Source organism: Georgenia yuyongxinii (genome assembly GCF_006352065.1).
Classification (GTDB): Bacteria; Actinomycetota; Actinomycetes; order Actinomycetales; family Actinomycetaceae; genus Georgenia; species Georgenia yuyongxinii.
The window spans coordinates 1,690,494-1,715,895 of the sequence record NZ_CP040915.1 but is presented as its reverse complement, the minus strand read 5'-3'; the positions used below and the strand labels follow the sequence as shown (position 1 = coordinate 1,715,895).

Sequence of the window (25,402 nt, the reverse complement as noted above, 5' to 3'; positions counted from 1 at the left end):
TGACATCTCGCCAGCGCGACGCAGGGGGTTAGAGGTCCACCTCGCGCATCAGCGTGCCCAGCTCCGCGCCCGCGATGACGCGGGTGCGGCCCGGCTTGAGCGCCCCGAGCCGGATCGGGCCGATGCGGGTGCGCACGAGCCGGGTGACCGGGTGCCCGACGGCGTCCATCAGCCGGCGCACGATGTGGTTGCGCCCCTCGTGGAGCACCACCTCCACGAGCGACGCGTCCGCCGTCGTCTCCTTCACGACGAAGGAGTCCACCCGCACCGGGCCGTCCTCGAGCTCGACGCCGCTCTTGAGCTGCTGTGCGAGGGACCGGGGCACCCGCCCCTCGACGGTGGCCATGTAGGTCTTGAGCACCTCATAGGAGGGGTGCGCGAGGCGGTGGGCGAGCTCGCCGTCGTTCGTGAGCAGGATCAGGCCCTCGGTCTCCGCGTCGAGGCGGCCCACGTGGTAGAGCCGCTCGGTCCGGTCGGCCACGAACTGGGCCAGGCTCGGCCGGCCGAGCTCGTCGTCCATGGTGGAGACGACACCGCGCGGCTTGTTCAGGGCGAGGGTGACCAGGGAGTCGTCGAGCTGGACGCGCAGCCCGTCGACGTGGATGACGGCGGTGGCCGGGTCCACCCGGGTGCCGAGCTCGCGCACCACCTGCCCGTCCACGCTGACGCGGCCGGAGGCGATGATCTCCTCGCAGGCGCGGCGTGAGCCCAGTCCGGCGCCGGCGAGCACCTTCTGCAGGCGCACGCCGTCGGGGACGTGGGGGTCGGTTCCGGTCATCGCAGCTCTCCATCAACGTCGTCCAGCGCGTCCACCTCGGGGAGGTAGGGCGCCAGTGGGGGTAGCTCCTCCAACGAGCGCAGGCCCATGCGCTCGAGGAAGTAGGAGGAGGTCCGGTACAGCATCGCACCACCTTCGGGGTCGTGGCCCGCCTCCTCGACCAGCCCGCGGGCCACCAGGGTACGGACGACGCCGTCGACGTTGACGCCGCGGATCGCGGCGATCCGGCCGCGGGCGACCGGCTGGCGGTAGGCGATGACGGCGAGTGTCTCCAGCGAGGCCTGGGTGAGCCGGGCGGTCTGGCCGTCGACCACGAACCGGCCCACGACGTCGGCGTGCGCGGGGGCGGAGTAGACCCGCCAGCCGCCGCCAGCCTCACGCAGCTCGAAGCCGCGCCGACGGCCGTGCCGTTCACCCCGGTAGTCGGCGCCGAGCTCGGCGAGCAGCTCGAGGACCTGGCCGGTGGGCAGCCCGAGCACGCTCGCGAGCTGCGCCGCGGGGACGGGCTCGTCGGTCACCATGAGGACCGCCTCGATGGCCGCCAGGTGTTCCTCCGGCAGCACGTCGTCGGACACGCTCCCGTAGCGCGGCTCACTCATCGTCATCCTTCTGGGCTGCGGCGTCGTCGAAGCCGGCGTCGTCGTACTCGTCGTCCACGGCCACCTCGCCCTCCTCGGCGCCGGACCAGCGGATGGTCAGCTCCCCCAGCGCCTCGGCCTGCTCGAAGGACACCGCCCGCTCCCGGAACAGCTCCAGCAGGGCCAGGAACCGGGCGACGACGACGGCGGTGCTCGTCGCGTCGGCCGTGAGCGCGCGGAAGGTCGCCGACCGCAGGCGCCGGAGCCGGTCGACGATGAGGGTCGCCTGCTCCCGGACCGGGACCGCGGGGTCGTGCACGTGGGTGATGTCGACCTGCGGCGCCCCGGGACGGGGCGCGAACGCCGCGGCGGCCAGGCGTGCGAGCTCCTCGGGGCCGATCTGCATGACCAGCTCGGGCAGCAGGGCGGCGAGGTGCGGCTCGAGGGCGACGCTGCGGGGGTAGGTCTTGGCCGTCTGCGCCCACCGCTCCCCCAGGTGGTCGGCGACATCTTTGAACGCGCGGTACTGCAGCAGCCGGGCGAAGAGCAGGTCCCGGGCCTCGAGGAGCTCGAGGTCGTCCTCGTCGTCGACGGCGCCGCGCGGGAGCAGCCGGGCGGCCTTGAGGTCGAGCAGGGTCGCGGCGATCACGAGGAACTCGCTCGCCTGCCCCAGGTCCCACTCGCTCTGGGCGGAGATGTAACCGATGAACTCGTCGGTCACCTGCGCCAACGCCACCTCGGTGATGTCGAGACGGTGCTTGGCGATCAGGGAGAGCAACAGGTCGAACGGGCCGGAGAAGTTCTCCAGGGTGAGCTCGAACGTGCGGGCACCGGTGGCGGCGGGCGGGGCGGCGCCGTCGTCCACGTCGGCAGGTACGGGTGCGGCGGCGCCGTCGGAACGGCGCGTCACTGCCGGGGGCGCCGCAGGGTCAGGCGGCGTCGCCACGGAAGATGAGCTCGCGTGCGAGGCGGCGGTACGCCTCGGCGCCGGGGTGGGTCGGCGCGAACGTGGTGATCGGCTCGGTGGCCACCGACGCGTCGGGGAACTTCACGGTGCGGGCGATCATCGTGGTGTAGACCTTGTCGCCGAAGGCGTCCCGGACCCGCTCGATGACCTCGCGGGAGTGCAGCGTGCGCAGGTCGATCATGGTCGCGAGGATGCCGTCGATGCGCAGGCGCGGGTTGATCCGGTCCTGCACCTTCTCGATGGTCTCCACCAGCAGGGCCACGCCGCGCAATGCGAAGAACTCCGCCTCGAGCGGCACGATGACGCCGTGCGCGGCGGCCAGCGCGTTGACGGTGAGCAGGCCGAGGGAGGGCTGGCAGTCGATGAGGACGACGTCGTAGTCGTCCTGCACCGGGCGCAGGACACGGGCGAGGGCCTGCTCGCGGGCCACCTCGTTGACCAGCTGCACCTCGGCGGCGGAGAGGTCGATGTTGGCGGGGACCACGTCGAGACCCTCGACGTCGGTGTGCTCGATGATCTCCCGCACGTCCGAGCGGGGCGTCATGAGCATCGTGTAGATCGTCTCGTCCAGCTCGTGGCCGTTGATGCCCAGGCCGGCGGAGGCGGCGCCCTGCGGGTCGAAGTCGACGATGAGCACCCGGCGGCCGTACTCGGCCAGCGCCGCGCCGAGGTTGATCGTGGAGGTGGTCTTGCCCACGCCGCCCTTCTGGTTGGCCATGGCGATGATGCGGGCGGGCCCGTGGGTGGAGAGCGGGGCAGGGACCGGGAAGTCCTCCACCGCGCCGTCGGGGCTCTCGCCCACGCCCGCGGCGGTTCTGGTGATCAGTCCTGGTTGCTCGGTGCTCACTCTGCGAGGGTAGTCGACGCCTCGCGGCGGTCCTGGGCACTGCCCCGGCGCGCCGTGGTCGGCGCGCGCCCGGCTCGTCACCCCTGCCACTCCCGCCCCTTCCGTGGCGAGATGTCATCTTCTCCGCCAGAGGTCACAGCTCCCGTCCGGCCACGTCCCGTCGTCGCTCAACCCACCCAGACCGCCGTCGAGCGCCACCTTGTCCACAGCGTTCGCGGTAGCTCCTCGTGCCGCGGGTCGGCTCCCTGCCAGCCTGCGGGCATGACAACGACAGACCTGCCCACCGACCGGCCGATCACCCTCGACTCCGCCCGCGCCGCCGGGGTCGGGCCGAACCAGCTCACGGACCTGGTGCGCGACGGCCCGCTGGTCCGGCCGTTCCGGGGCATCTACCTGCCCGTCGACACCGCCGAAGACCCCGAGGCGCGTGCCCGCGCAATCGGGATGCTCCTGCCCGACGGCGCCACGCTCGGCCGCGAGACCGCGGCCTGGCTGCACGGCGTGGATGTCCGACCGCCTGACCGCTTCCGGGATCCACCAATGCTGGAGTGTTTGAGCGACCGTGAGATCTTCCTGAACCCCCTCCGCCGGCCGGAGATCCGCGGCTACCTCACCGACCTGGGCCCGGGCGACATCGTCGAGGTCGACGGCGTCCCGATCACGTCACCCGCTCGCACCGCACTGGACCTGGCCAGGCACAGCGAGAGGTACATGGGTTTGGCGGCCCTGGACATGTTCAGCCACGCCGGCCTCATCACTCTCGATGAGATTACCGAGCGGATCCGAGAGCTGCGGGGACGGCGCTGGATCGCCCGGGCGCGCGCCGTCCTCGCGATGGCCGACCCCCGCGCCGAGCTGCCCGGTGAGTCCTGGACGCGGCTGCGTCTGCATGAGGCGGGCCTGCCCATCCCGGACCTGCAGATCAGCCTCCGGGACGGGTTGGGGCGTGAGATCTACCGCCTCGACATGGGCTATCACGAGAAACAGGTGGGCCTGGAGTACGACGGGGAGCGGTTCCATCGGACCACTGTCGAGCAGGGGCGGCACGACGTCCGTCGCCGCGAGGACATCGAGAACCGCTGGGGCTGGACGGCGTTCGCGTTCCACGCCGGGGACGTGCTGGGCCGGCGGCCGGTGGTGGAGGCCACGGTGATCGAAGCGCTCGGGCTCTCGGTGGTGCCGACCCGCCGCCGATGGCGGGGCATGCACGACTTGCCGTGACATGTCGCGGAGAAGATGACATCTCGCGGGCTAGTCATGGTCACTTCTTCTGCAGCTCAGTCGCGGGCGCGGGGGTGCGCCGCGGCGTACACCTCGCGCATCGTCTGCACGGTGACCTGGGTGTAGATCTGCGTGGTGGTCACCGACGCGTGACCGAGCAGCTCCTGGACCACGCGGACGTCCGCGCCGCCGGAGAGCAGGTGGGTGGCGAAGGAGTGGCGCAGGGTGTGCGGGGAGATCCGCTGGTCCAGCCCGGCCCGGCCGGCGGCCTGCTGCAGCACCGCCCAGGCGCTCTGCCGGCTCAGCGGGTTGCCGCGGGTGTTGAGGAACACCTTCGGGTTGCCCCGCCCCTCACGGGCCAGCGCGGGCCGGGCCCGCACCAGGTAGGCCTCCAGCGCCTCGACGGCGTAGTGCCCCACCGGCACCACCCGCTCCTTGCGGCCCTTGCCGAACAGGTGCACGGTCGCGACGTCCCCGGTCATGTCGAGGTCGTCCACCGCCAGCCCGACCGCCTCGCTGATGCGGGCACCGGTGCCGTAGAGCAGCTCCAGCAGGGCACGGTCGCGCAGCGGCACCGGCCCCTCCCCCAGCGACGCCGCCTCCAGCAGCCGCTCGACCTCCTCGACGCTGATCGCCTTGGGCAGCCGCTTGCCGGGGACAGGCGGGCGGACGGCGGCGCTGGGGTCCGCCGTCGTCGTCCCCTCCTCCAGAGCGAACCGGTGCCAGCCGCGCACCGCGGTGACGGCGCGGGCCGCGGAGGACGGCGCGAGCACGCTGCGCCCGTCCGCGCCGGACCGCACGACCTCGACGTAGCCGGCCACGTCGGGCTCGCGCACGTCGGCAAGCGTGGCGATGCCCCGGGCGGTCAGGTAGGCGGTGTACCGCTCGAGGTCACGCCGGTAGGCGGCGATGGTGTGGGAGCTCATCCCGCGCTCGACGCCCAGGTGCGCGAGGTAGTCACGCAGGGCGACGCCCAGCGCCGTCACCACGTCACCGCCCGCACCCTCGCCTCAGTAGGGCAGGAGCGGGTCGACGGCCACGGCGACGAACACGATCGTCAGGTACGTGATCGAGACGTGGAAGACCTTCATCGCCGCCAGCTTGCCCCGCTCGGGGTGCAGGGCCCGGCGGTACAGCCGCACGCACGCGGACAGGAACCACGCCGCGGCGACGACCGCGGCCGCGACGTACACCCAGCCCAGCGACGCCACCGGCGCCAGCACGAAGGTGCAAGCGATCATCGCGGCGGCGTAGAGGAGGATCTGCCGGGCCACCCGGACGTCGTCCGCGACCACCGGAAGCATCGGCACCCCGGCGCGGGCGTAGTCCTTCTTGAACTTCATCGACAGCGGCCAGTAGTGCGGCGGCGTCCAGAAGAAGATGATGAGGAACAGCACCAGCGCCGCCCAGTCCAGCGACCCGGTCACCGCCGACCAGCCGATGAGCACCGGCATGCACCCCGCGGCCCCGCCCCACACGATGTTCTGGGACGTGCGGCGCTTGAGGATGATCGTGTAGAAGACCACGTACAGCAGGATCGCGGCCAGCGTCAGCCACGCCGACACGGCGTTGACCAGCAGCGCGAACCAGCCGATGGACACCGCGCCCAGCGCCGTGGCGAACACCACCGCCTGGCGCGGGGTCAGCTCGCCGGTGACCAGCGGACGCTGCTTCGTCCGGTTCATCAACCGGTCGATGTCCCGGTCGAGGTACATGTTGAACGCGTTCGCCGACCCCGCGGCGAACGCGCCGCCGACCAGCGTCACCAGCGTCAACCACCAGCCCGGCCAGCCGTCGGCGGCCACGATCATCGTCGGCACGGTGGTGATGAGCAGCAGCTCGATGATCCGGGGCTTGGTCAGGGCCACGTAGGCGCGCAGCTTCGACCGGGCCGGCCGGCCCGAGACGGTCGCCTGTGGGTGCAGCGGTCCGGCGGTCGTCGTCTCCGCGGCCCCGGTGGGCCCGCCGTCGCGCGTGCCGCCGTCGCCGGTACGGTCGACGGGCCGCTCGGCGGCTGGGTGGGCACTGTGCACGCGGATCCCTGCTCCCCATCTCCCGGAGCTGGCCTCCGAGACTCGTATGGGCGGAATATCCTTCCGCCCCCGGTCATTCCATCGTACGTGGCCACGTGGACGGGTCGCCGCCGCCTTGCGCACGAGGCGGCCCATGTCCGTCGCGGCCGGACCCGTCACCGGCTCCACCCGCCGCCCGTGACCAGCACCACAACCGTGACCGGCACGACAGCCGACCTCGAGGTTCCCCGCCGGGGCGCCGACGGTAGGGTCGCGAAGGTAGAGATCGTGCCGCGCCGCGTCGCTCCGCAGGCGCCACGTCCAGGAAGTTCGGGGAGAGCTCCCCGGAGAGAATTGAGGATCTGTGAACGCAACGCCCGCCGCAACCGACCGCGCCACGGCGCTGGAGTGGACCGAGCTGGACCAGCGCGCCGTCGACACCGCCCGTGTTCTCGCCGCCGACGCCGTCCAGAAGGTCGGCAACGGACACCCCGGCACCGCGATGTCCCTCGCCCCGGCCGCGTACCTGCTCTACCAGAAGGTCATGCGCGTGGACCCCGCCGACGAGCACTGGCTGGGCCGTGACCGGTTCGTCCTGTCCGCCGGCCACTCCTCGCTGACCCAGTACATCCAGCTGTACCTGGCCGGCATCGGTCTCGAGCTCGACGACCTGAAGGCCCTGCGCACCTGGGGCTCGAAGACCCCGGGCCACCCGGAGTACCGGCACACCACCGGTGTGGAGATCACCACCGGCCCGCTCGGGCAGGGTGTGGCCTCCGCCGTCGGTATGGCCTTCGCCGCCCGCAAGGAGCGCGGCCTGCTCGACCCCGACGCCGCGCCGGGCGCCAGCCCGTTCGACCACCACATCTTCGTCATCGTCTCCGACGGCGACCTCCAGGAGGGCGTGAGCGGCGAGGCGTCCTCGCTGGCCGGCACGCAGCAGCTGGGCAACCTCGTCGTCATCTACGACGACAACCACATCTCCATCGAGGACGACACGAACATCGCGTTCACCGAGGACGTCCTCGCCCGGTACGAGGCGTACGGCTGGCACACCCAGCGGGTGGACTGGACCCACGGTGGGGGCGAGTACGCCGAGGACGTCCCGGCGCTGCACGCCGCCGTCGAGGCCGCCAAGGCCGAGACCGGACGGCCCTCGATCATCTCGCTGCGCACCATCATCGGGTGGCCCGCCCCGAACAAGCAGAACACCGGCGCGATCCACGGCTCCGCGCTGGGCGCGGACGAGGTGGCCGCGGTGAAGAAGGTGCTCGGCTTCGACCCCGAGGCCTCCTTCGAGGTCACCGACGAGGTCATCGCCCACACCCGCGACAACGCCCGGTCCCGCGCCGCCGAGGCACGCCAGACCTGGGACACCGCGTACGCGACGTGGCGCGAAGCCAACCCCGCGGCGGCCGCACTGCTGGACCGGCTGCGCACGCACAACCTGCCCGTCGGCTGGGAGGCGGCGCTGCCCACGTTCGACGGCGGCAAGGCCGTGTCCACCCGTAAGGCCTCCGGCGAGGTGCTCTCCGCTCTCGCCGAGACCCTGCCCGAGCTGTGGGGCGGCTCCGCGGACCTCGCCGGCTCGAACAACACCACCATGAAGGGCGAGCCGTCCTTCCTGCCCGAGGAGCGCTCCACGGAGATGTTCCCCGGCCACCCGTACGGGCGCACCCTGCACTTCGGGATCCGTGAGCACGCCATGGGCGCGATCCTCAACGGCATCGTGCTGCACGGCCTGACCCGCCCCTACGGCGGCACGTTCCTGACGTTCTCCGACTACATGCGCCCCGCCGTGCGGCTGGCCGCGCTCATGGGCATCCCGTCCACCTTCGTGTGGACGCACGACTCGATCGGTCTGGGCGAGGACGGCCCCACCCACCAGCCGGTGGAGCACCTCACCGCGCTGCGCGCCATCCCGGGCCTGGACGTCGTCCGCCCGGCCGACGCCGCGGAGACCGCCTACGCCTGGCGCGGCATCCTCGAGCGCATCGACCGGCCCGCCGGCATCGTGCTCACGCGCCAGGACGTGCCCAACCCCGTCCGTGGGGACGGCGCGGCCGACGGCGCGACCCTCGCCTCCGCGGCCGGCACCCTGCGCGGCGCCTACGTGCTCGCCGAGGCCGCGTCCGGTCGCCCCGACGTCATCCTCATGGGCACCGGCTCCGAGGTGCAGCTGGCGCTGGCCGCCCGCGAGCAGCTCGCCGCCGAGGGCGTCCAGGCCCGGGTGGTCTCCGTGCCCAGCCAGGAGTGGTTCGCCGAGCAGGACGAGGCGTACCGCGAGCAGGTCCTGCCCGCCGCCGTCCGTGCGCGCGTCTCCGTCGAGGCCGGCCTCGCCATGAGCTGGCGCCACCTGGTCGGCGACGCCGGCCGGTCCGTCTCCCTCGAGCACTACGGCGCGTCCGCCGACTACAAGGTGATCTACGAGAAGTTCGGGATCACCGCCGAGGCGGTCGCCGCCGCCGCGAAGGAGTCCATCGCCGCCACCGCCGGTGACGCCGCCCCGACCCAGGGCACCACGCCGACCCAGGCAGGCACCGGCGACCTGCCCAAGTAACCCCTGGTCACGCCCACCACCCACCCACGACCGACTGGAGCAGCAATGACCGAGAACACCGCAACCGACCGGCTCGCAGAGCTCAGCGGGCACGGCGTGTCGATCTGGCTCGACGACCTCTCCCGCGGGCACCTGCGCGACGGGTTCCTCGCCGACCTGGTCGGGACCAAGCACGTGGTGGGCGTGACCACCAACCCGACGATCTTCGCCGGCGCCCTGGCCAAGGCCCACGACTACGACGAGCAGATGGGCATGCTCGCCGCCGCCGGCAGCGGCGTGGACGACGCCGTCATCGCGACGACCACGGACGACGTCCGGGACGCGGCAGACCTGTTCGCCGACGTCTACCACCGGACAGGCGGCCAGGACGGGCGCGTGTCCATCGAGGTCGACCCACGCCTCTCCAAGGACACCGACAAGACCATCGAGCAGGCCCGCCTGCTGTGGTCCACCGTCGACCGGCCGAACATCTTCGTGAAGATCCCCGCCACCAAGGAGGGGCTGCCCGCCATCACCAAGGCGATCAGCGAGGGCATCAGCATCAACGTGACGCTGATCTTCTCCCTGGACCGCTACCGCGCCGTCGCCAACGCCTACCTCGACGGGCTCGAGCTCGCCCAGCGCGCCGGGATCGACCTGAGCGGCATCCGTTCGGTGGCCTCCTTCTTCGTGTCGCGGGTGGACACCGAGATCGACAAGCGGCTCGACGCGATCGGCACCGACGAGGCGAAAGACCTGAAGGGCAAGGCGGGCATCGCCAACGCCCGGCTGGCCTTCCAGGCCTTCGAGGAGATCTTCTCCACGCCGCGCTGGGAGGAGCTGGCCGCGGCCGGCGCCCATGTGCAGCGTCCGCTGTGGGCCTCCACCGGTGTGAAGGACCCGGCCTACCCGGACACCATGTACGTCGACGAGCTGGTCGTGGACGGCGTCGTCAACACCATGCCCGAGAAGACCATGCGCGCGGTGGCCGACCACGCGAACCTGCGCGGCGACACCGTCCACGGCACCTACGAGGAGTCCCGTCGGCTGCTCGACCAGCTCGAACGCCTCGGCGTCTCCTACACCGACGTCACCGACACCCTGGAGGAGGAGGCCGTGGTCAAGTTCGAGAAGAGCTGGGCGGAGCTCGCCGACACAGTCACCGCCGCCCTCGCGCGGGCCGGGGTGGCCCGATGAGCGCCCCGGCCGGCACGGTGGCCTGGGCGGGCCCGGAGGACGGCGCCCTCATCGAGGTCAGCGCCACGGGTGACGCCGCGCACGCGGTCCAGACCCACGTCCCGACCCTCGTCGCGGACAAGGTGGCCAGCCGCCTTGCCGCGCGGGACGCCACCTTGTGGGGCGAGGCCGCCGAGGCCGAGGCCGCGATCCGGCTCGGCTGGACCGCGCTGCACGAGACCTCCCGCCCGCTGCTCGCCCCGCTCAAGGCACTGCGGGACGAGCTCGCCGCCGAGGGCATCGACCGGGTGGTCCTCGCCGGGATGGGCGGTTCCTCCCTCGCGCCCGAGGTCCTCGCCGGCACCGCCGGCGCCCAGCTCGTGGTCCTGGACTCCACGGACCCCGGGCAGGTGCACCGGGCCCTCGAGGGTGACCTGACGGCCACCGTCCTGGTGGTCTCCTCGAAGTCGGGCGGCACGGTCGAGACCGACTCCCAGCGCCGCACCTTCGAGGCCGCGTTCACCGCAGCCGGCCTCGACGCCGCCCGGCACATCGTCGTCGTCACCGACCCCGGCTCGCCCCTGGAGACTGTCGCGAAGGACGCCGGGTACCGGGCCGTGTTCGCGGCCGACCCCGAGGTCGGAGGCCGGTTCTCCGCGCTGACGGCGTTCGGGCTGGTCCCGGCCGCGCTCGCCGGCGTGGACGTCGAGCAGCTGCTCGACGACGCCGCCGCCGTCGCCCCGTTCTTCGCCGAGGACTCCGAGGCCAACCCGGCCCTGGTGCTCGGCGCGGCGTTGGGCGGCACCAAGCCACTGCGGGACAAGATCGTCATCCGCGACGCCGGCTCCGGACTGTTCCACTTCGGCGACTGGGCCGAGCAGCTGGTTGCGGAGTCCACCGGCAAGAACGGCACCGGGCTGCTGCCGGTGGTCGCCGGCGCCGACGCCCCCGAGCTCACGGAGCCCGTCGCCGCGGACGTCCTGCCCGTGCTGCTCACCCCGCTGACCGACGAGCCCGAGGACGCCGACGACGACGGCGAGAGCGCCGCCGTCGAGGTCACCGTCTCCGGCACGCTCGGCGGCACCCTCCTGCTGTGGGAGTACGCGGTCGCCGTCGCCGGCCGGCTCATGGGCATCGACCCGTTCGACCAGCCCAACGTGGAATCCGCCAAGGCGGCCACCCGCGGGCTGCTCGAGGAGACCCCGGCCCCAGAGCCTGCTGCGTTCGCCGACTCCGGCGTCGAGGTCCGCGGCCCCGCGGACCTCCTGCGCGGCGCCACCTCCGTCACGGAGGCGGTGGACAACCTCCTCGCCACCCTGCCCGAGAACGGCTACCTCGCCGTCATGGCCTACCTCGACCGCGAGGGCCGGCCGGCCGAGGCGCTCGGCGGGGTCCGCGCGGCCCTGGCCGCCCGCACCGGCCGGCCGGTGACCTTCGGCTGGGGCCCACGGTTCCTGCACTCGACCGGGCAGCTCCACAAGGGCGGCCCCGCCGTCGGGGTGTTCCTGCAGATCACCGGGGCCGCCAAGCACCTGGTGCAGATCCCGGGCCGGGACTTCGACTTCGCCACCCTCATCGCCGCCCAGGCGGCCGGAGATGCCCGGGTGCTCGCCGAGCTGGGGCGGCCCGTGCTGCGCCTGCACGTCACCTCCTCCGACGCCCTCGCCTGGCTCGCCGGTGTCCTCGGAGGTCGCCTCGCATGAGCAGTGCGCCCACCACGGCGGCGAACCCCCTGCGGGACCGGCGGGACCGGCGCCTGCCGCGCATCGCCGGGCCCGCGGGACTGGTGATCTTCGGGATCACCGGCGACCTGGCCAAGCGCAAGCTCATGCCCGCCATCTACGACCTGGCCAACCGCGGCCTGCTGCCGCCCTCGTTCGCGCTGACCGGGTTCGGCCGGCGGAAGTGGAGCACCGCGGAGTTCGCGGAGGTCGTGCACGACGCCGTCCGGGAGCACGCTCGCACGCCGTTCAACGAGCGGACCTGGGACCAGCTGGTCTCCGGGTTCCGGTTCGTCCAGGGCGAGTTCGGCGACGACGACGCCTTCGACCGGCTCGCCGAGACGGTCCAGACGCTCGACGAGCAGCGCGGCACCGGCGGCAACCACGCGTTCTACCTCTCCGTGCCGCCGGACGCCTTCCCCGTGGTGCTGCGCCAGCTCGCCCGGTCCGGCCTGTCCGGACGTCGCGCGGAGGGCTGGCGGCGGGTGGTCATCGAGAAGCCGTTCGGCCACGACCTCGCCTCGGCGCAGGAGCTGGACCGGGTGGTCTCGGAGGTCTTCCCGCCCGACTCGGTGTTCCGCATCGACCACTACCTGGGCAAGGAGACCGTCCAGAACATCCTGGCGCTGCGGTTCGCCAACCAGTTCTTCGAGCCCGTGTGGAACGCGCACTACGTGGACCACGTGCAGATCACGATGGCCGAGGACATCGGCATCGGCACCCGGGCCGGCTACTACGACGGTATCGGCGCGGCGCGGGACGTCATCCAGAACCACCTGCTCCAGCTCCTCGCACTCACCGCGATGGAGGAGCCCGTCTCCTTCGACTCCGACGCGCTGCGTGCGGAGAAGGAGAAGATCCTCGCCGCCGTCACCCTGCCCGAGGACCTCTCGCTGCACACCGCCCGCGGGCAGTACGCCGCCGGGTGGCAGGGCGGGGTGCAGGTGCGCGGCTACCTCGGGGAGGACGGCATCCCGGCCGACTCCAACACCGAGACGTACGCCGCGATGCGCCTGGACGTGGACACCCGCCGCTGGGCGGGTGTGCCGTTCTACCTGCGCGCCGGCAAGCGTCTGGGCCGCCGGGTGACCGAGATCGCCGTCGTCTTCAAGCGGGCCCCGCACCTGCCGTTCGACCTCACCGACACCCAGGAGCTCGGGCAGAACGCCCTGGTGATCCGGGTGCAGCCGGACGAGGGCGTGACCATCCGGTTCGGTGCGAAGGTGCCGGGCACCGCGATGGAGGTCCGCGACGTCACGATGGACTTCGGTTACGGCCACGCGTTCACGGAGAACTCTCCCGAGGCGTACGAGCGGCTCATCCTCGACGTGCTCCTCGGTGACCCGCCGCTGTTCCCGCGCCAGAAGGAGGTCGAGCTGTCCTGGCAGATCCTCGACCCGGTCATGGAGGCCTGGGCGCGCAGCGGGCAGCCGGAGACATACATGCCCGGCTCGTGGGGGCCGCCCGGCTCGCACGACATGCTCGCCCTCGATGGGCGCGCCTGGCGCCGTCCCTGACCCCACCCCTTCGCCCGCGAGATGTCATCTTCTCCGTGAGATGTACATCTCACGGAGAAGATGACATCTCGCCGCACTGTGAGCCACTCCCCCGGCCGTCCGTCCGAAGGAAACCGATGATCGTCACGCTGAACGACACCACGTCAGCTGCCGTGGGCAGCCGGCTTGTCTCGCTGCGCGAGGAGGGCGGCGCCGTCGCCCTCGGGCGGGTGCTCACCCTGGTGATCCTCGCCGACGACGAGCGCTCCGCGGAGCAGGCCATCCGCGTCTCCAACGTGGCTTCGCACGAGCACCCGGCCCGCGTGCTGGCGGTGCTGCCCGACGCCGACGGCGGCGGCCGGGCCGGGCTCAACGCGCAGATCCGCGTCGGTGCGCACGCCGGCGCGTCCGAGGTGGTGGTCCTGCGCCCGTACGGCGGTGCCGGCTCCCGGCCCGACACGCTGATCATGCCGCTGCTGCTGCCCGACGCCCCGATCGTGACCTGGTGGGCCAACACCCCGCCGGAGGCGCCGTCGAAGGACCCGATCGGTCAGATGGCGCACCGCCGGATCACCAACAGCATCCACTGCGCCGACCCCGGCGCGGTCCTGGCCACGCTCCGGGAGAACTACTCCCCCGGAGACACCGACCTGGCCTGGGCCGGCCTGACGATGTGGCGCACGGTCCTGGCCGCCTCGCTAGACGAGCCACCGTACGAGCCCGTCACCGCGGTCACGGTCTCCGGCTCGTCCTCGCACCCGTCGATCGCGCTGCTGGCCGGCTGGCTGGCGCTGCGGCTGCAGGTGCCGGTCACCATGGTCGCGGACGGGCACGACGCGATCAGCGGCGTCATCCTCGAGCGGGAGTCGGGACCGATCAGTCTGACCCGGGCACAGGGGTCCACCGTGGCGCTGCTCTCCCGGCCCGGCCGACCCGACCAGCCGGTGAACCTGCCCCAGCGTGAGCTCGAGAACTCCCTCATGGAGGAGCTGCGCCGGCTCGACCCGGACATCACCTACGGCGAGGTGCTCACCGAGGGGCTGCGGCTGGTGGAGATGGACTGACTCGACGGCCCGGCCCCGGACAAGGGGCGGGCACACAGAGGCCGGGCCTACAACATGCAGGGCACGCGAAAGGCCGGGCAGCGTCATCGCCGCCCGGCCTTCTCGTTTTCTATCCGCCTGTGTGTGCCGCGGAGCGCCCCGCACTCTCCCACGGTCGGCTCCCGCCGCCGATCAGCCCCCGCGACGCTCGCGCAGGGCGGCCAGGGCCTCGTCGAGAAGTGCGGCGCCGTCCTCGTCGGAGCGTCGCTCCTTCACGTAAGCCAGGTGGGTCTTGTACGGCTCCGTCTTCTGCGGCATCGGAGGGTTCTCCTTGTCCTGCCCAGCGGGCAGGCCGCACCGCGGGCAGTCCCATGTCGCCGGGATGACGATGTCGGGCTCCTTGGCGAAGCTCGGCCGCACCTCGTGGCCCTGTGAGCACCAGTAGGACACCCAGACCCGAGGGGCTGCCTCGCCCCGCTCGGCCTCTCCCATCGGTCCTGCGCCGACACGCGAGCCGCGGATCGCACTTCCACCAGCCACGTCAGTCTCCCTACAGCTCGAACTTCTGGATAAGCCCGATGAGCACGATGCACGTGATCCAGACCAGCGAGATGCCGATCGTGATCCGGTTGAGGTTGCGCTCCGCCACGCCGGATGACCCCACGCTGCTCGAGAAGCCACCTCCGAACATGTCAGAGACGCCGCCGCCCTTGCCCTTGTGCATGAGGATGGTCAGGATCAGGAACACGCTGGTCAGTACCAGCAGCACCTGCAGGATGATCCGCAGTGCATCCACGGGGCAGTATCCGTTCGTCGTCGTGTCGTTACCGGCGCGCTGGGGCGCCGCGTCAAGGATAAGCGATGCTTCGGTCCGTTCGGGGCGCCGCGACGGGCGCGTCGGCACACGCAGGGTGAGCATGGCCCCATCGGGCACGGCAACTCAGGCGGGCCGTGGTCGCAGCGCTGTTATACGACGGCGCCCCAACACGCGGACGCCGCGCGGCGAAAGGCTTGCCGCGCGGCGTCCTGGCCCGTCGTCGTCGTGACCGCTCTAGCAGGAGATGACATCTCACGGAGAAGATGACATCTCGGCGGCCGTACGCGTGTGGGTCAGACCTGGTGGTCGCGGAAGCGCGCGATCGCCGCGAACTCCTCGGCCTTCAGGCTCGCACCGCCCACGAGGGCGCCGTCGACGTCCTCCTGGGCCATGATCGATGCCACGTTGGAGGACTTCACCGAGCCGCCGTACAGCACCCGCACGGCGTCGGCGACGTCGGCGGAGTACAGCTCGGCCAGACGGCCGCGGATCGCGCCGCACACCTCCTGCGCGTCCTCAGGCGTGGCGACCTCACCGGTGCCGATGGCCCACACGGGCTCGTAGGCGATGACCGTCTTCGCGGCGTCCTCCGCGGAGATCCCGTCGTACGCGCCGTCGACCTGGGCGAGGGTGTAGGACACCTGGTCGCCGGCCTTGCGGACGTCGAGCCCCTCGCCGACGCAGATGATCGGCGTGATGCCGGCGCCCAGCGCGGCCTTGGCCTTGGCGCCCACGAGCGCGTCGTCCTCGGCGTGGAACTGGCGCCGCTCGGAGTGGCCGACGACCGCGTAGCTCACGCCGAGCTTGGCCAGCATCGCCGCGGAGATCTCACCGGTGTAGGCGCCCGAGGCGTGCGCGGAGATGTCCTGGGCGCCGTAGCGGACGTCCAGCTTGTCGCCGTCGACCAGGGTCTGCACGGAGCGGAGGTCCGTGAACGGCGGGACCACCACCACCTCGACGGCGCCGAAGTCGTGCTTGGCGTCCTTGAGCGTCCAGGCGAGCTTCTGGACCAGTGCGATGGCCTCGTGGTGGTCGAGGTTCATCTTCCAGTTGCCCGCCATCAGCGGGGTGCGAGTGGTCATTCAGTCCTCCAGGACGGCGATGCCGGGGAGGGTCTTGCCCTCCAGGTACTCCAGGGACGCGCCGCCGCCCGTGGAGATGTGGGAGAAGGTGGACTCGTCGAAGCCGAGCGTGCGCACGGCCGCGGCGGAGTCGCCGCCGCCGACGATGGTGAAGCCGTCGGCCTCGCTCATCGCCTGCGCCACGGCCTTGGTGCCGGCCGCGAAGGCGTCGAACTCGAACACACCCATGGGCCCGTTCCACACCACGGTCTTCGCGTCGGCGATCTTCGTGGCGAACAGCTGCCCGGACTCGGGGCCGATGTCCAGGCCCATCTGGTCGGCCGGGATGGCGTCGGCGGCCACGGTGGTGGCGGGCGCGTCGGCCTTGAACTCCGGCGCGACGACGATGTCCGTGGGCAGGACGATCTCGACGCCCTTGGCCTCGGCCTCGGTCAGGTAGCCCTTGACCGTGTCGATCTGGTCCTTCTCGAGCAGCGAGCTGCCCACCTGGTAGCCCTTGGCGGCCAGGAACGTGAAGACCATGCCGCCGCCGATGAGCAGGCGGTCGGCCTTGCCCAGCAGGTTGGCGATGACGCCGAGCTTGTCGGAGACCTTCGAGCCGCCCAGGACGACGACGTAGGGCCGCTGGGGGTTCTCGGTGGCCTTGCTCAGGGAGTCGATCTCCTTGAAGACCAGCTTGCCGGCGGCGTGCGGGAGCTTCTTGGCGACGTCGTAGACGGAGGCCTGCTTGCGGTGAACCACGCCGAACCCGTCGGAGACGTAGGCGTCGGCCAGGGCCGCGAGCTCGTCGGCGAGGGCCGCGCGCTCGGCGTCGTCCTTGGACGTCTCGCGGGCGTCGAAGCGGATGTTCTCCAGCAGCGCGACCTCGCCGTCGGCCAGGGCGGCGACGACGGCCTTGGCGTCCTCGCCGACGGTGTCCTTGGCCAGGACGACGGCGGCACCGAGGAGCTCACCGAGGCGGTCGGCGACCGGGGCGAGGGAGTACTTGGGGTCGGGAGCGCCCTTGGGACGGCCGAGGTGTGCGGTGACGACGACCTTGGCGCCCGCGCCGGTCAGCGCCTGCAGGGTGGGCAGCGCGGCGCGGATGCGGCCGTCGTCGGTGATGGTGGTCCCGTCGAGCGGGACGTTGAAGTCGGAGCGGACGAGCACGCGCTTGCCGCGCAGGTCGCCGAGGTCCTCGATGGTCTTCACGAGCTTCTCCTTTACGTCGTCGTGGGCGCGCCCGGGCCACCTGGGCCCGGACGCGCGGACGTCCGCGTGCGCGAGCAGGTGCTGCGCACGCGGACGTCCGTCACTGCTGGGGTGCGACTGCGATCAGAGACGCTCGCCGACGTACTCGACCAGCTTCACCAGCGAGCTGGAGTAGCCGTACTCGTTGTCGTACCAGGAGACGACCTTCACCTGGTCGCCGATGACCTTGGTCAGGCCCGCGTCGAAGATGCTCGTGTGCGGGTTGCCGACGATGTCGCTGGAGACGATCGGGTCCTCCGTGTACTCCAGGACCCCCTTCATCTCGTTCTCGGCGGCCTTCTTGATCGCGTTGTTGACCTCCTCGACCGTGACCTCGCGGCCGGCGGTGAAGGTGAGGTCGGTCGCCGAGCCGGTGGGGGTCGGCACACGCAGCGCGTAGCCGTCCAGCTTGCCCTTGAGCTGCGGGAGCACGAGGGAGACGGCCTTGGCCGCGCCGGTGGAGGTCGGGATGATGCTCAGGTTCGCGGCGCGGGCGCGGCGCAGGTCCTTGTGGGGGCCGTCCTGGAGGTTCTGGTCGGCGGTGTAGGCGTGGATCGTGGTCATGAGGCCGCGGACGATCCCGAACTGCTCGTCGAGCACCTTGGCCATCGGGGCCAGGCAGTTGGTGGTGCAGGAGGCGTTCGAGATGACGTGGTGGTTCGCCGGGTCGTAGTCGGTGTGGTTGACACCGATGACGAACGTGGCGTCCTCGTTCGTGCCGGGCGCGGAGATGATGACCTTCTTGGCACCGGCGTCGATGTGGGCCTTCGCCTTGGTCGCGTCCGTGAAGCGGCCGGTGGACTCGATGACGATGTCCGCGCCGAGCTCGCCCCACGGCAGCTTGGCCGGGTCCTTCTCCTCCAGCGCCTTGAACGTCTGCTTGCCCACGGTGATGGAGTCCTCGGTGAAGGACACGTTCTCCTTGAGGACGCCGAACACGGAGTCGTACTTCAGCAGGTGGGCGAGCGTCTTGTTGTCGGTCAGGTCGTTGACGCCAACGATCTCGATGTCAGCGCCCGACTCGAGCACGGCGCGGGTGAAGTTACGGCCGATGCGGCCGAAGCCGTTGATGCCGACGCGGATGGTCACTATGTCCTCCTGGAGTGCGCCGGGACGGGCGCACGCATTGTCCGGATTCGATCAGCACCGCAATGGTGCTCCTGGCTGAGGCTGCCCGACGAGCGGCGCGCGCCCGTGGGGCTTCGTCGCCAGCACTCAAAGTCTAACCAATGAGCGGACAAAACACCTGGGGACCATGGTCCGGGCACCCGCTGTGAGGCCACTCACAGGCCGGAGCGCGCGGCGCACCCTCGGCCCCGTCGAGCGCGACGGCGCACCCTCGGCCTGCTCAGAGGTCGAGCATGTCCGGGGTCAGTGCCGCCTCGGTGTCCGCGATGCCGAGCTCGCGGGCGCGCTTGTCCGCCATGGCGAGCAGACGGCGGATGCGGCCGGCGACGGCGTCCTTGGTCAACGGCGGGCTGGAGAGCTGCCCGAGCTCCTCCAGGCTCGCCTGCTTGTGCTCCAGGCGCAGCCGGCCGGCCTGGACGAGGTGCTCGGGGACGTCCTCGCCGAGGATCTCGAAGGCCCGCTCCACGCGCGTGCCGGCGGCGACCGCCGCGCGGGCGGAGCGGCGCAGGTTCGCGTCGTCGAAGTTGGCCAGCCGGTTGGCGGTGCCGCGCACCTCACGGCGCATCCGCCGCTCCTCCCACACCAGGACGGCGTCGTGGGCGCCCATCCGGGTGAGCATCGCGGAGATCGCGTCGCCGTCGCGGATGACCACCCGGTCGATGCCGCGCACCTCGCGAGCCTTCGAAGCGATGCTCATCCGGCGAGCGGCGCCGACCAGCGCGAGGGCGGCCTCGGGGCCCGGGCAGGTGACCTCGAGCGAGCTCGACCGGCCCGGCTCGGTCAGCGAGCCGTGCGCGAGGAACGCCCCGCGCCAGGCCGCCGTCGCCTCGGCGACGCCGGCGGACACCACCTGCGGCGGCAGCCCGCGCACGGGGCGGCCGCGGTTGTCCAGCAGGCCGGTCTGCCGGGCGAGGGACTCACCGTCGCGGACCACCCGCACCACGTAGCGGTTGCCGCGGCGCAGTCCGCCACCGGAGACCACGATGATGTCGCTGGAGTGCCCGTAGACCTCCTGCATGGTCTGGCGCAGGCGGCGGGCCGCGATGCCCGTGTCGAGCTCGGCCTCGACCACGATGCGGCCCGAGATGATGTGCAGCCCACCGGCGAAGCGCAGCGTGGCGGCCACCTCCGCCTTGCGGGCGGAAACCTTGTCCACACGCAACCGGGCGAGCTCATCCTTCACGGCAGAGGTCAACGACATGCCGGCCATCTTCGCACTCATCGGGGAGTGGTTCCCGCCTCGCCCGTGCCGACGTCCCCCAGCACACCCGCGAACGCGTCGCGGAATGCCGCGGCAAGACGCAGGGTGTCGTGGTGTGCGGTGCCGTCGCCCACGCCCACCTGCCGCAGCAGCAGGCTGGCCCCGCAGTCACGGACGGCGGCGGACAGGGCGTCGAGGTCCTCCACCGCGGCGGGGTCGGCCACCACCACGTCGAGCCGCAGGTCCGGGGCGTGCTCGTGCAACGAGCGGACGTGGTCGGCGGCGGTCATGCCCTCGGTCTCCCCCACCTGCGCGGAGAGGTTCAGGGTCAGGGCGCGGCGCGCCTTCGTCTCGTGCAGGGCCGTCGCCAGCGCAGGCACCATCAGGTGCGGCAGGACGGAGGTGTACCAGGAGCCGGGTCCGAGCACGACCCAGTCGGCGGCCCGCACCGCGGCCACGGCCTCGGGGCACGCCGGCGGGTCCTCCGGGAGGATCCGCACGTGCTCGACGCCGTGGGTCACGGCCACGAGCGACTGGCCACGGACGGTGCGGGTGCCCTCGCCGTCGGCCACGCGGGCCTCGATCTCCAGCGGGACGGCGGCCATCGGCAGGACCCGCCCGCGCACGCCGAGGAGCCGGCCCACCCAGTCCAGGCCGGCGACCTCGCTGCCGAGCAGCTCCCACAGCGCCACGATCAGCAGGTTGCCGACCGCGTGGTTGTTCAGCGGGCCGTCGGACGTGAAGCGGTGCTGGAGCACGTCGCGCCACGTCAGGCCCCACTCGCCGTCGTCGCACAGGGCCGACAGCGCCATGCGCAGGTCCCCGGGAGGCAGTACGCCGAGCTCCTCGCGCAGCCGGCCGGAGGATCCGCCGTCGTCCGCGACCGTGACGATCGCGGTGAGGTTCTGGGTGAGGTGCCGCAGAGCGCCGAGGGTGGCGGAGAGCCCGTGGCCGCCGCCGAGGGCGACGACGGCGGGTCCCCGCACGCCGGGTTGAAGCACCCCGCGGTCGGGCGGCCGGCCGGGCAGGACCCCCGGCAGGACGGGGTCGGGCGGCCGCCCCGGCAGGACGGGGTCGGGCGGCCGGTCGGGCAGGGGTTCGGTGGCCCCGGTCCGCTCCGGGGACGGCTGAGGGGTCATTCGCGCCCCAGGTCACGGTGCAGGGTGCGCACGGACTGGCCCCGCTCGCGCAAGCGGGCCGAGATGGCCTCGGCCATGGCGACGGAGCGGTGCTTGCCGCCGGTGCAGCCCACCGCGATGGTGACGAAGGGTTTGAGCTCGTTGATGTACCCGTCCAGCACGGGGGCGATCGCGTCGACGTAGCGGTCGGCGAACGCGCTGGCGCCGTCCTGCCCGAGCACGTACTGGCGCACCGCCTCGTCCTGCCCGGTGAGGTGGCGCAGCTCGGTGACCCAGTACGGGTTCGTCAGGAAGCGGACGTCGACGACGTGGTCGGCGTCCAGCGGCAGGCCGTACTTGAACCCGAAGGACACCACGCTCAGCCGCAGCGGCCTCGCCGACTCCCCCGCCACGACCTCGCGGACCTTGCGGGCAAGGTCGTGCACCGACAGGTCGGTGGTGTCGATGAGGACGTCGGCGCGGCGCCGCAGGTGGGTGAGCAGCCGCCGCTCGGCCGTGATGCCGTCGAGCAGCCGGCCGTCGCCCTGCAGCGGGTGCGGGCGGCGCACCGACTCGTACCGGCGCACGAGCGTCTCATCGGTGGCGTCCAGGAACACGATGCGGTAGTCGGTGCCCTGCAGCCGAAGCTCGTCCAGGACGGCGACGAGCTCGGCGAAGAACTCGCCACTGCGCACGTCGACCACGGCCGCGAGCCGGTGCACGCCCCCGCCGGTGGGGGTCATCATGCGGGCGAGCGCGCCGAGCATGCGCGGCGGCAGGTTGTCCACGACGTACCAGTCGAGGTCCTCCAGGGCCGCAGCCGTGCGGGAGCGGCCCGCGCCGGACATGCCCGTGAGGATGAGCAGCTCGGGCGGCTCGGCCTCCGGCAGGCGCGCGGCGTCGTCGAGCATCGGGATGCCCTCGGGGACGGTCGGCGGCCTGGTCTCGTCGCTGCCTGCAGTCATGCCCTCAGGATGCCAGGTGCGCGTTTCCGGTGCGGGCTTCGTCCGATTCGCCGGACGGGGTGGGGGCATCGGGAGGCACGACGGCGGAGCCGGCGCCGTCGTGCATGGCGGCCTCGGAGCTCTCGCCGTCCGGCGCCTGGACGTCCCCACCCAGCGCGGCCAGGACGGCCCGGGCCGTCCGGGGCCCGAAACCCTTCACGGCGGCGATCTCGGCGACGCTCGCGGCACGGACGTTCTTCACGGACCCGAACGTCTTGAGCAGCGCCGCCTGCCGGGCCGGACCGAGCCCGGGGACGTCGTCGAGCACGGAGCGGGTCATGGCCTTGGCGCGGCGGGAGCGGTGGTGGGTGATCGCGAAGCGGTGCGACTCGTCGCGCAGGTGCTGGAGCAGGTACAGCGCCGGGCTGGTGCGCGGGAGCACGACCGGGAAGTCGTCGCCGGGCACCCACACCTCCTCCAGCCGCTTGGCCAGGCCCACGAGGGCGACGTCGTCGATGCCGAGGTCGTCGAGCACCCGCTGGGCGGCGGCCACCTGCGGCGGGCCGCCGTCGACGACGACGAGGTTGGGCGGGTACGCAAACTTCCGTGCCCGGCCGGTGGCGGGGTCGACCGGACCGGACCGCAGGGGCACGCCGTCCTCGTCGAGCGCATCCAGGTCCGGGCCACGGTTGGGGTCCTCGCCCTCCAGGGCCGCCGCGACCGGGTCCGTGGCGGCGGCCGCCGCGTCCGGGCCGGCCTCGAGGGCCTCGCGCTCGGCGAGGTAGCGCTTGAACCGGCGGCGGAGCACCTCGTCCATGGCCGCGGTGTCGTCCCGGGCGCCCTCGCCGTTCTCGCCACGGATCACGAAGCGCCGGTACTCGGACTTCTTGGGCAGCCCGTCCTCGAAGACCACCATGGACCCCACCTGGTGGGTGCCCTGGGTGTGGGAGATGTCGTAGCACTCGATGCGCAGCGGCGGCTCGACGAGCTCGAGGGCCTCCTGCAGCTCGGTGAGGGACTTGGACCGGGAGGTGAGGTCGCCGGCCCGGCGGGCCTTGTGCAGCGCCAGGGCCTGCTCGGCGTTGGTGTGGACGGTCTGGGCGAGGGTCTTCTTGTCGCCGCGCAGCGGCACCCGGATGCTCACCCGGCCCTCGCGCAGCCCGCTGAGCCACGTGGTCATGCCCTCGACGTCGGTGGGCAGGACCGGCACCAGGATCTCGCGCGGGACGGCGGTGGTGGGCGTGTGCGGGCGGTCGTCCACGCTGGTGGCCTGGCCGTCGGCGGCGCGGGCGCGGGCCTTGCCCACGCTCCGGGTGTCCCTCGGGGCCATGGGCTCACGCTCGGCGTCGCCGTAGACCTGCTGGAGCAGGTGCTCGACGAGACCTGCGTCGTCGAGCTCCTCGACCCGTTCCACTACCCAGCCGCGCTGGCCGCGGATGCGCCCTCCGCGCACGTGGAAGACCTGCACGCTGGCCTCGAGCTCGTCCCCTGCCAGGGCGAAGATGTCCGCGTCCGTGCCGTCCGACAGGACGACCGCGTTCTTCTCCACCACCCGGCGAAGGGCGCCGACGTCGTCGCGCAGCCGGGCGGCGCGCTCGTAGTCCTGCACCCCGGCCGCCGCGCGCATGTCCTTCTCCAGGCGCCGCAGGTGGGGGCCGGTCTCGCCCTCCATGAACCGGCAGAACTCCTCGGCGAGTGCACGGTGGTCGTCGGTGGAGATGCGGCCCACGCACGGCGCGGAGCACTTGTCGATGTACCCGAGCAGGCACGGCCGGCCGGACGCCTGCGCGCGCTTGTAGACGCCCGCGGAGCAGGTCCGCACCGGGAAGACGCGCAGCAGGAGGTCGACCGTCTCGCGGATCGCCCAGGCGTGGGTGTAGGGCCCGAAGTACCGGGTGCCCTTCCGCTTGGCGCCGCGCATCACCTGCACGCGGGGCACCTCCTCGCCCATCGTGACGGCGAGGAAGGGGTAGGACTTGTCGTCGCGGTACTTGACGTTGAACCGCGGGTCGAACTCCTTGATCCAGGCGTACTCCAGCGTCAGGGACTCGACCTCGGTGCTCACCACGGTCCATTCCACCGACGCGGCGGTGGTGACCATCTGCTGGGTGCGGGGGTGCAGCGCGGACAGGTCCTGGAAGTAGCTCCCGAGCCGGCTGCGAAGACTCTTCGCCTTGCCGACGTAGATGACGCGGCCGTGGGGGTCGCGGAACCGGTAGACGCCCGGGGAGTCGGGCACCTCACCCGGCCGCGGGCGGTACGTGGACGGGTCGGCCATGATCGGCAAGCCTACGTCAGGGCCGACGGCGGTCTGCCGGGGCGCGACGGCGTCACGGTCGGCGCCGGGGGCTTGGACTTGTCCTGGCTACTGCGGCCGCGACGGTGCGGGCCTCCCATCGGCCCGCCACACCTCACACATGTCACACCCGACCTGAGTGCCGCTGACGCGACCCCTGGTGCGACGTTGGTGCTGACTCACATCCCCGCGACACAGCTACAGCGTCACAGTCGGCGCTTCCCTGTCCGTTCCGGCGCTGCGCCTCCGAGCATGCACGGATAGCGGCAAGCCAGCGGTACGAAGCTGACTCCGTGCTGGTCCGCAGCCTCACAGGACATCACCGTCTCGGTCCGCCGGTACCGACCAACGACATGGTCAAAGTGGTCGCCGTACCAGCCAATTTCGCCATTTCGTCTCAGCCGCCATCACGCACGCTCCGCGCAGGATCCGCGCGCGCTCGACGCAGGTCTACTCGGCGGGGACCGCGGCGCGCTCGACGCAGGTCTACTCGGCGGGGACCGCGGCGCGCTCGACGCAGGGCTACTCGGCGGGGACCGCGGCTCGCTCAGCCTGGGGCGCCACCACAGCGGGCTCGACCCGCACCGGAAAGTGGACCGACCGGGCGATGTGGTTGTGCTCCCGGGCCTCGTGATGCAGGCGGGCGGCGAGCTCGGCGCTGACGCCCGGATCGGCGTAGGTCACGCGCGGGCGGAGCACGACCTCCACGAAGGGGCCGGAGCCGGCGCCCTCGACGCGTTGGGTACCGGTGGCCTTGTCCGCGTACCCGAGCACCACGACGTCGTGCTTGGCGGCCGTGCGCAGGAACCAGAGCATCTGGGCCTGGGAGATGGCGCCGACAAAGAGCTCCTCGGCGCGGTATCGGCTCACGTCGGTGCGGACCTTGAGGTCGGAGGTCGCCAGCAGCGTGGGTTTGCCCTCCACCCGCACCTCGTGGTCGCGGGAGTAGCTCGTATAGCTCGCGGTCCCGCGCTCGTCGGCGCCGGTCCAGTCGACGGTGACGTTGTACGTCTGGAGCGCTCCCATGGCAGCCACGCTAGCCGCACGCCGAGGGGTGGGCGAGGCATTCGCGACGGTGACCCCTCCCGTGCCAGTCGCCCGAGCGGCGAGATGTCACCGTCTCCGCGAGATCTGGTTGACGTCCCGCGGAGAAGACCACGTCTCACCGAGGAGATGACTCGCGGAGAAGATGACATCTCGCGGAGGTT

Annotated in this window: 22 protein-coding genes; 6 read left to right on the top strand and 16 right to left on the bottom strand. The window is 72.1% G+C overall.

The features are described 5' to 3' along the window. Positions 1-28 precede the first annotated feature (28 nt). The 4 genes from FE374_RS07795 to FE374_RS07780 are packed head-to-tail and all read right to left on the bottom strand — an operon-like array spanning position 29 to position 3,149. Positions 29-778: a pseudouridine synthase gene (locus tag FE374_RS07795; protein WP_139927981.1), complete on the bottom strand. Its 750-nt coding sequence runs from the start codon at positions 776-778 to the stop codon at positions 29-31. Then, on the bottom strand, positions 775-1,377 hold the full coding sequence (gene scpB, locus FE374_RS07790) for an SMC-Scp complex subunit ScpB (RefSeq protein ID WP_230978509.1): 603 nt from the start codon (positions 1,375-1,377) through the stop codon (positions 775-777). Before scpB ends, FE374_RS07795 begins: the two co-directional genes overlap by 4 nt. Next, the gene (locus FE374_RS07785) at positions 1,370-2,266 is read right to left on the bottom strand and encodes a segregation and condensation protein A (RefSeq protein ID WP_179957357.1); all 897 of its coding nucleotides are present in this window, start codon (positions 2,264-2,266) and stop codon (positions 1,370-1,372) included. The genes scpB and FE374_RS07785 overlap by 8 nt, the downstream gene beginning before the upstream one ends. 19 nt (positions 2,267-2,285) lie before the next feature. Continuing rightward, on the bottom strand, positions 2,286-3,149 hold the full coding sequence (locus tag FE374_RS07780) for a ParA family protein (protein WP_230978556.1): 864 nt from the start codon (positions 3,147-3,149) through the stop codon (positions 2,286-2,288). Between the two features lie 282 nt (positions 3,150-3,431). Between FE374_RS07780 and FE374_RS07775 the strand changes: the two genes are divergently transcribed. Beyond that, positions 3,432-4,391, top strand: a complete 960-nt coding sequence (locus FE374_RS07775; protein ID WP_168205621.1) for a type IV toxin-antitoxin system AbiEi family antitoxin — start codon at positions 3,432-3,434, stop codon at positions 4,389-4,391. 56 nt (positions 4,392-4,447) lie between these two features. Here FE374_RS07775 and xerD read toward each other — a convergent pair whose 3' ends face one another. Both xerD and FE374_RS07765 read right to left on the bottom strand, forming a co-directional pair. After that, positions 4,448-5,377 (bottom strand): site-specific tyrosine recombinase XerD, encoded by a 930-nt coding sequence (gene xerD / locus FE374_RS07770; protein WP_223173666.1) that lies wholly within the window; start codon positions 5,375-5,377, stop codon positions 4,448-4,450. Between the two features lie 24 nt (positions 5,378-5,401). Next, positions 5,402-6,316, bottom strand: a complete 915-nt coding sequence (locus FE374_RS07765; protein ID WP_230978554.1) for a heme o synthase — start codon at positions 6,314-6,316, stop codon at positions 5,402-5,404. Between the two features lie 451 nt (positions 6,317-6,767). On the opposite strand from FE374_RS07765, the gene tkt reads away from it, so the two are divergent. From tkt to FE374_RS07740, 5 genes are all read left to right on the top strand, one after another. Next, the gene (tkt, locus tag FE374_RS07760; protein ID WP_139927977.1) at positions 6,768-8,963 is read left to right on the top strand and encodes a transketolase; all 2,196 of its coding nucleotides are present in this window, start codon (positions 6,768-6,770) and stop codon (positions 8,961-8,963) included. Between the two features lie 45 nt (positions 8,964-9,008). Beyond that, positions 9,009-10,139, top strand: a complete 1,131-nt coding sequence (gene tal / locus FE374_RS07755) for a transaldolase (protein WP_139927976.1) — start codon at positions 9,009-9,011, stop codon at positions 10,137-10,139. Then, a complete protein-coding gene (locus FE374_RS07750; RefSeq protein ID WP_139927975.1) occupies positions 10,136-11,821 on the top strand; it encodes a glucose-6-phosphate isomerase in 1,686 nt (561 codons plus the stop codon). Before tal ends, FE374_RS07750 begins: the two co-directional genes overlap by 4 nt. Further along, positions 11,818-13,356 carry a glucose-6-phosphate dehydrogenase gene (zwf, locus tag FE374_RS07745; RefSeq protein ID WP_139927974.1) on the top strand — a complete coding sequence of 513 codons (1,539 nt, stop codon included), beginning with the start codon at positions 11,818-11,820 and terminating at the stop codon, positions 13,354-13,356. The genes FE374_RS07750 and zwf overlap by 4 nt, the downstream gene beginning before the upstream one ends. Positions 13,357-13,472: 116 nt before the next feature. Further along, positions 13,473-14,399 (top strand): glucose-6-phosphate dehydrogenase assembly protein OpcA, encoded by a 927-nt coding sequence (locus FE374_RS07740; protein ID WP_139927973.1) that lies wholly within the window; start codon positions 13,473-13,475, stop codon positions 14,397-14,399. A gap of 171 nt (positions 14,400-14,570) precedes the next feature. Here FE374_RS07740 and FE374_RS07735 read toward each other — a convergent pair whose 3' ends face one another. The 10 genes from FE374_RS07735 to FE374_RS07690 form a co-directional block, all read right to left on the bottom strand. Beyond that, positions 14,571-14,918 carry an RNA polymerase-binding protein RbpA gene (locus FE374_RS07735; protein ID WP_139927972.1) on the bottom strand — a complete coding sequence of 116 codons (348 nt, stop codon included), beginning with the start codon at positions 14,916-14,918 and terminating at the stop codon, positions 14,571-14,573. A 10-nt stretch (positions 14,919-14,928) separates the two neighbouring features. After that, a complete protein-coding gene (secG, locus tag FE374_RS07730) occupies positions 14,929-15,174 on the bottom strand; it encodes a preprotein translocase subunit SecG (RefSeq protein ID WP_139931451.1) in 246 nt (81 codons plus the stop codon). A gap of 314 nt (positions 15,175-15,488) precedes the next feature. Further along, positions 15,489-16,277: a triose-phosphate isomerase gene (gene tpiA / locus FE374_RS07725; RefSeq protein ID WP_139927971.1), complete on the bottom strand. Its 789-nt coding sequence runs from the start codon at positions 16,275-16,277 to the stop codon at positions 15,489-15,491. After that, positions 16,278-17,468, bottom strand: a complete 1,191-nt coding sequence (locus tag FE374_RS07720) for a phosphoglycerate kinase (RefSeq protein ID WP_139927970.1) — start codon at positions 17,466-17,468, stop codon at positions 16,278-16,280. 123 nt (positions 17,469-17,591) lie between these two features. Next, positions 17,592-18,596: a type I glyceraldehyde-3-phosphate dehydrogenase gene (gene gap, locus FE374_RS07715; protein WP_139927969.1), complete on the bottom strand. Its 1,005-nt coding sequence runs from the start codon at positions 18,594-18,596 to the stop codon at positions 17,592-17,594. Positions 18,597-18,855: 259 nt separating this feature from the next. Next, positions 18,856-19,836: a DNA-binding protein WhiA gene (gene whiA, locus FE374_RS07710; RefSeq protein WP_139927968.1), complete on the bottom strand. Its 981-nt coding sequence runs from the start codon at positions 19,834-19,836 to the stop codon at positions 18,856-18,858. 17 nt (positions 19,837-19,853) lie between these two features. Continuing rightward, on the bottom strand, positions 19,854-20,975 hold the full coding sequence (locus FE374_RS07705; protein ID WP_139927967.1) for a gluconeogenesis factor YvcK family protein: 1,122 nt from the start codon (positions 20,973-20,975) through the stop codon (positions 19,854-19,856). Next, positions 20,972-21,919 carry an RNase adapter RapZ gene (gene rapZ, locus FE374_RS07700; protein ID WP_139927966.1) on the bottom strand — a complete coding sequence of 316 codons (948 nt, stop codon included), beginning with the start codon at positions 21,917-21,919 and terminating at the stop codon, positions 20,972-20,974. The genes FE374_RS07705 and rapZ overlap by 4 nt, the downstream gene beginning before the upstream one ends. Before the next feature lie 4 nt (positions 21,920-21,923). Beyond that, positions 21,924-24,176, bottom strand: a complete 2,253-nt coding sequence (uvrC, locus tag FE374_RS07695) for an excinuclease ABC subunit UvrC (RefSeq protein ID WP_139927965.1) — start codon at positions 24,174-24,176, stop codon at positions 21,924-21,926. Positions 24,177-24,716: 540 nt separating this feature from the next. Next, positions 24,717-25,220, bottom strand: a complete 504-nt coding sequence (locus FE374_RS07690) for an OsmC family protein (RefSeq protein WP_139927964.1) — start codon at positions 25,218-25,220, stop codon at positions 24,717-24,719. Positions 25,221-25,402 lie beyond the last annotated feature (182 nt).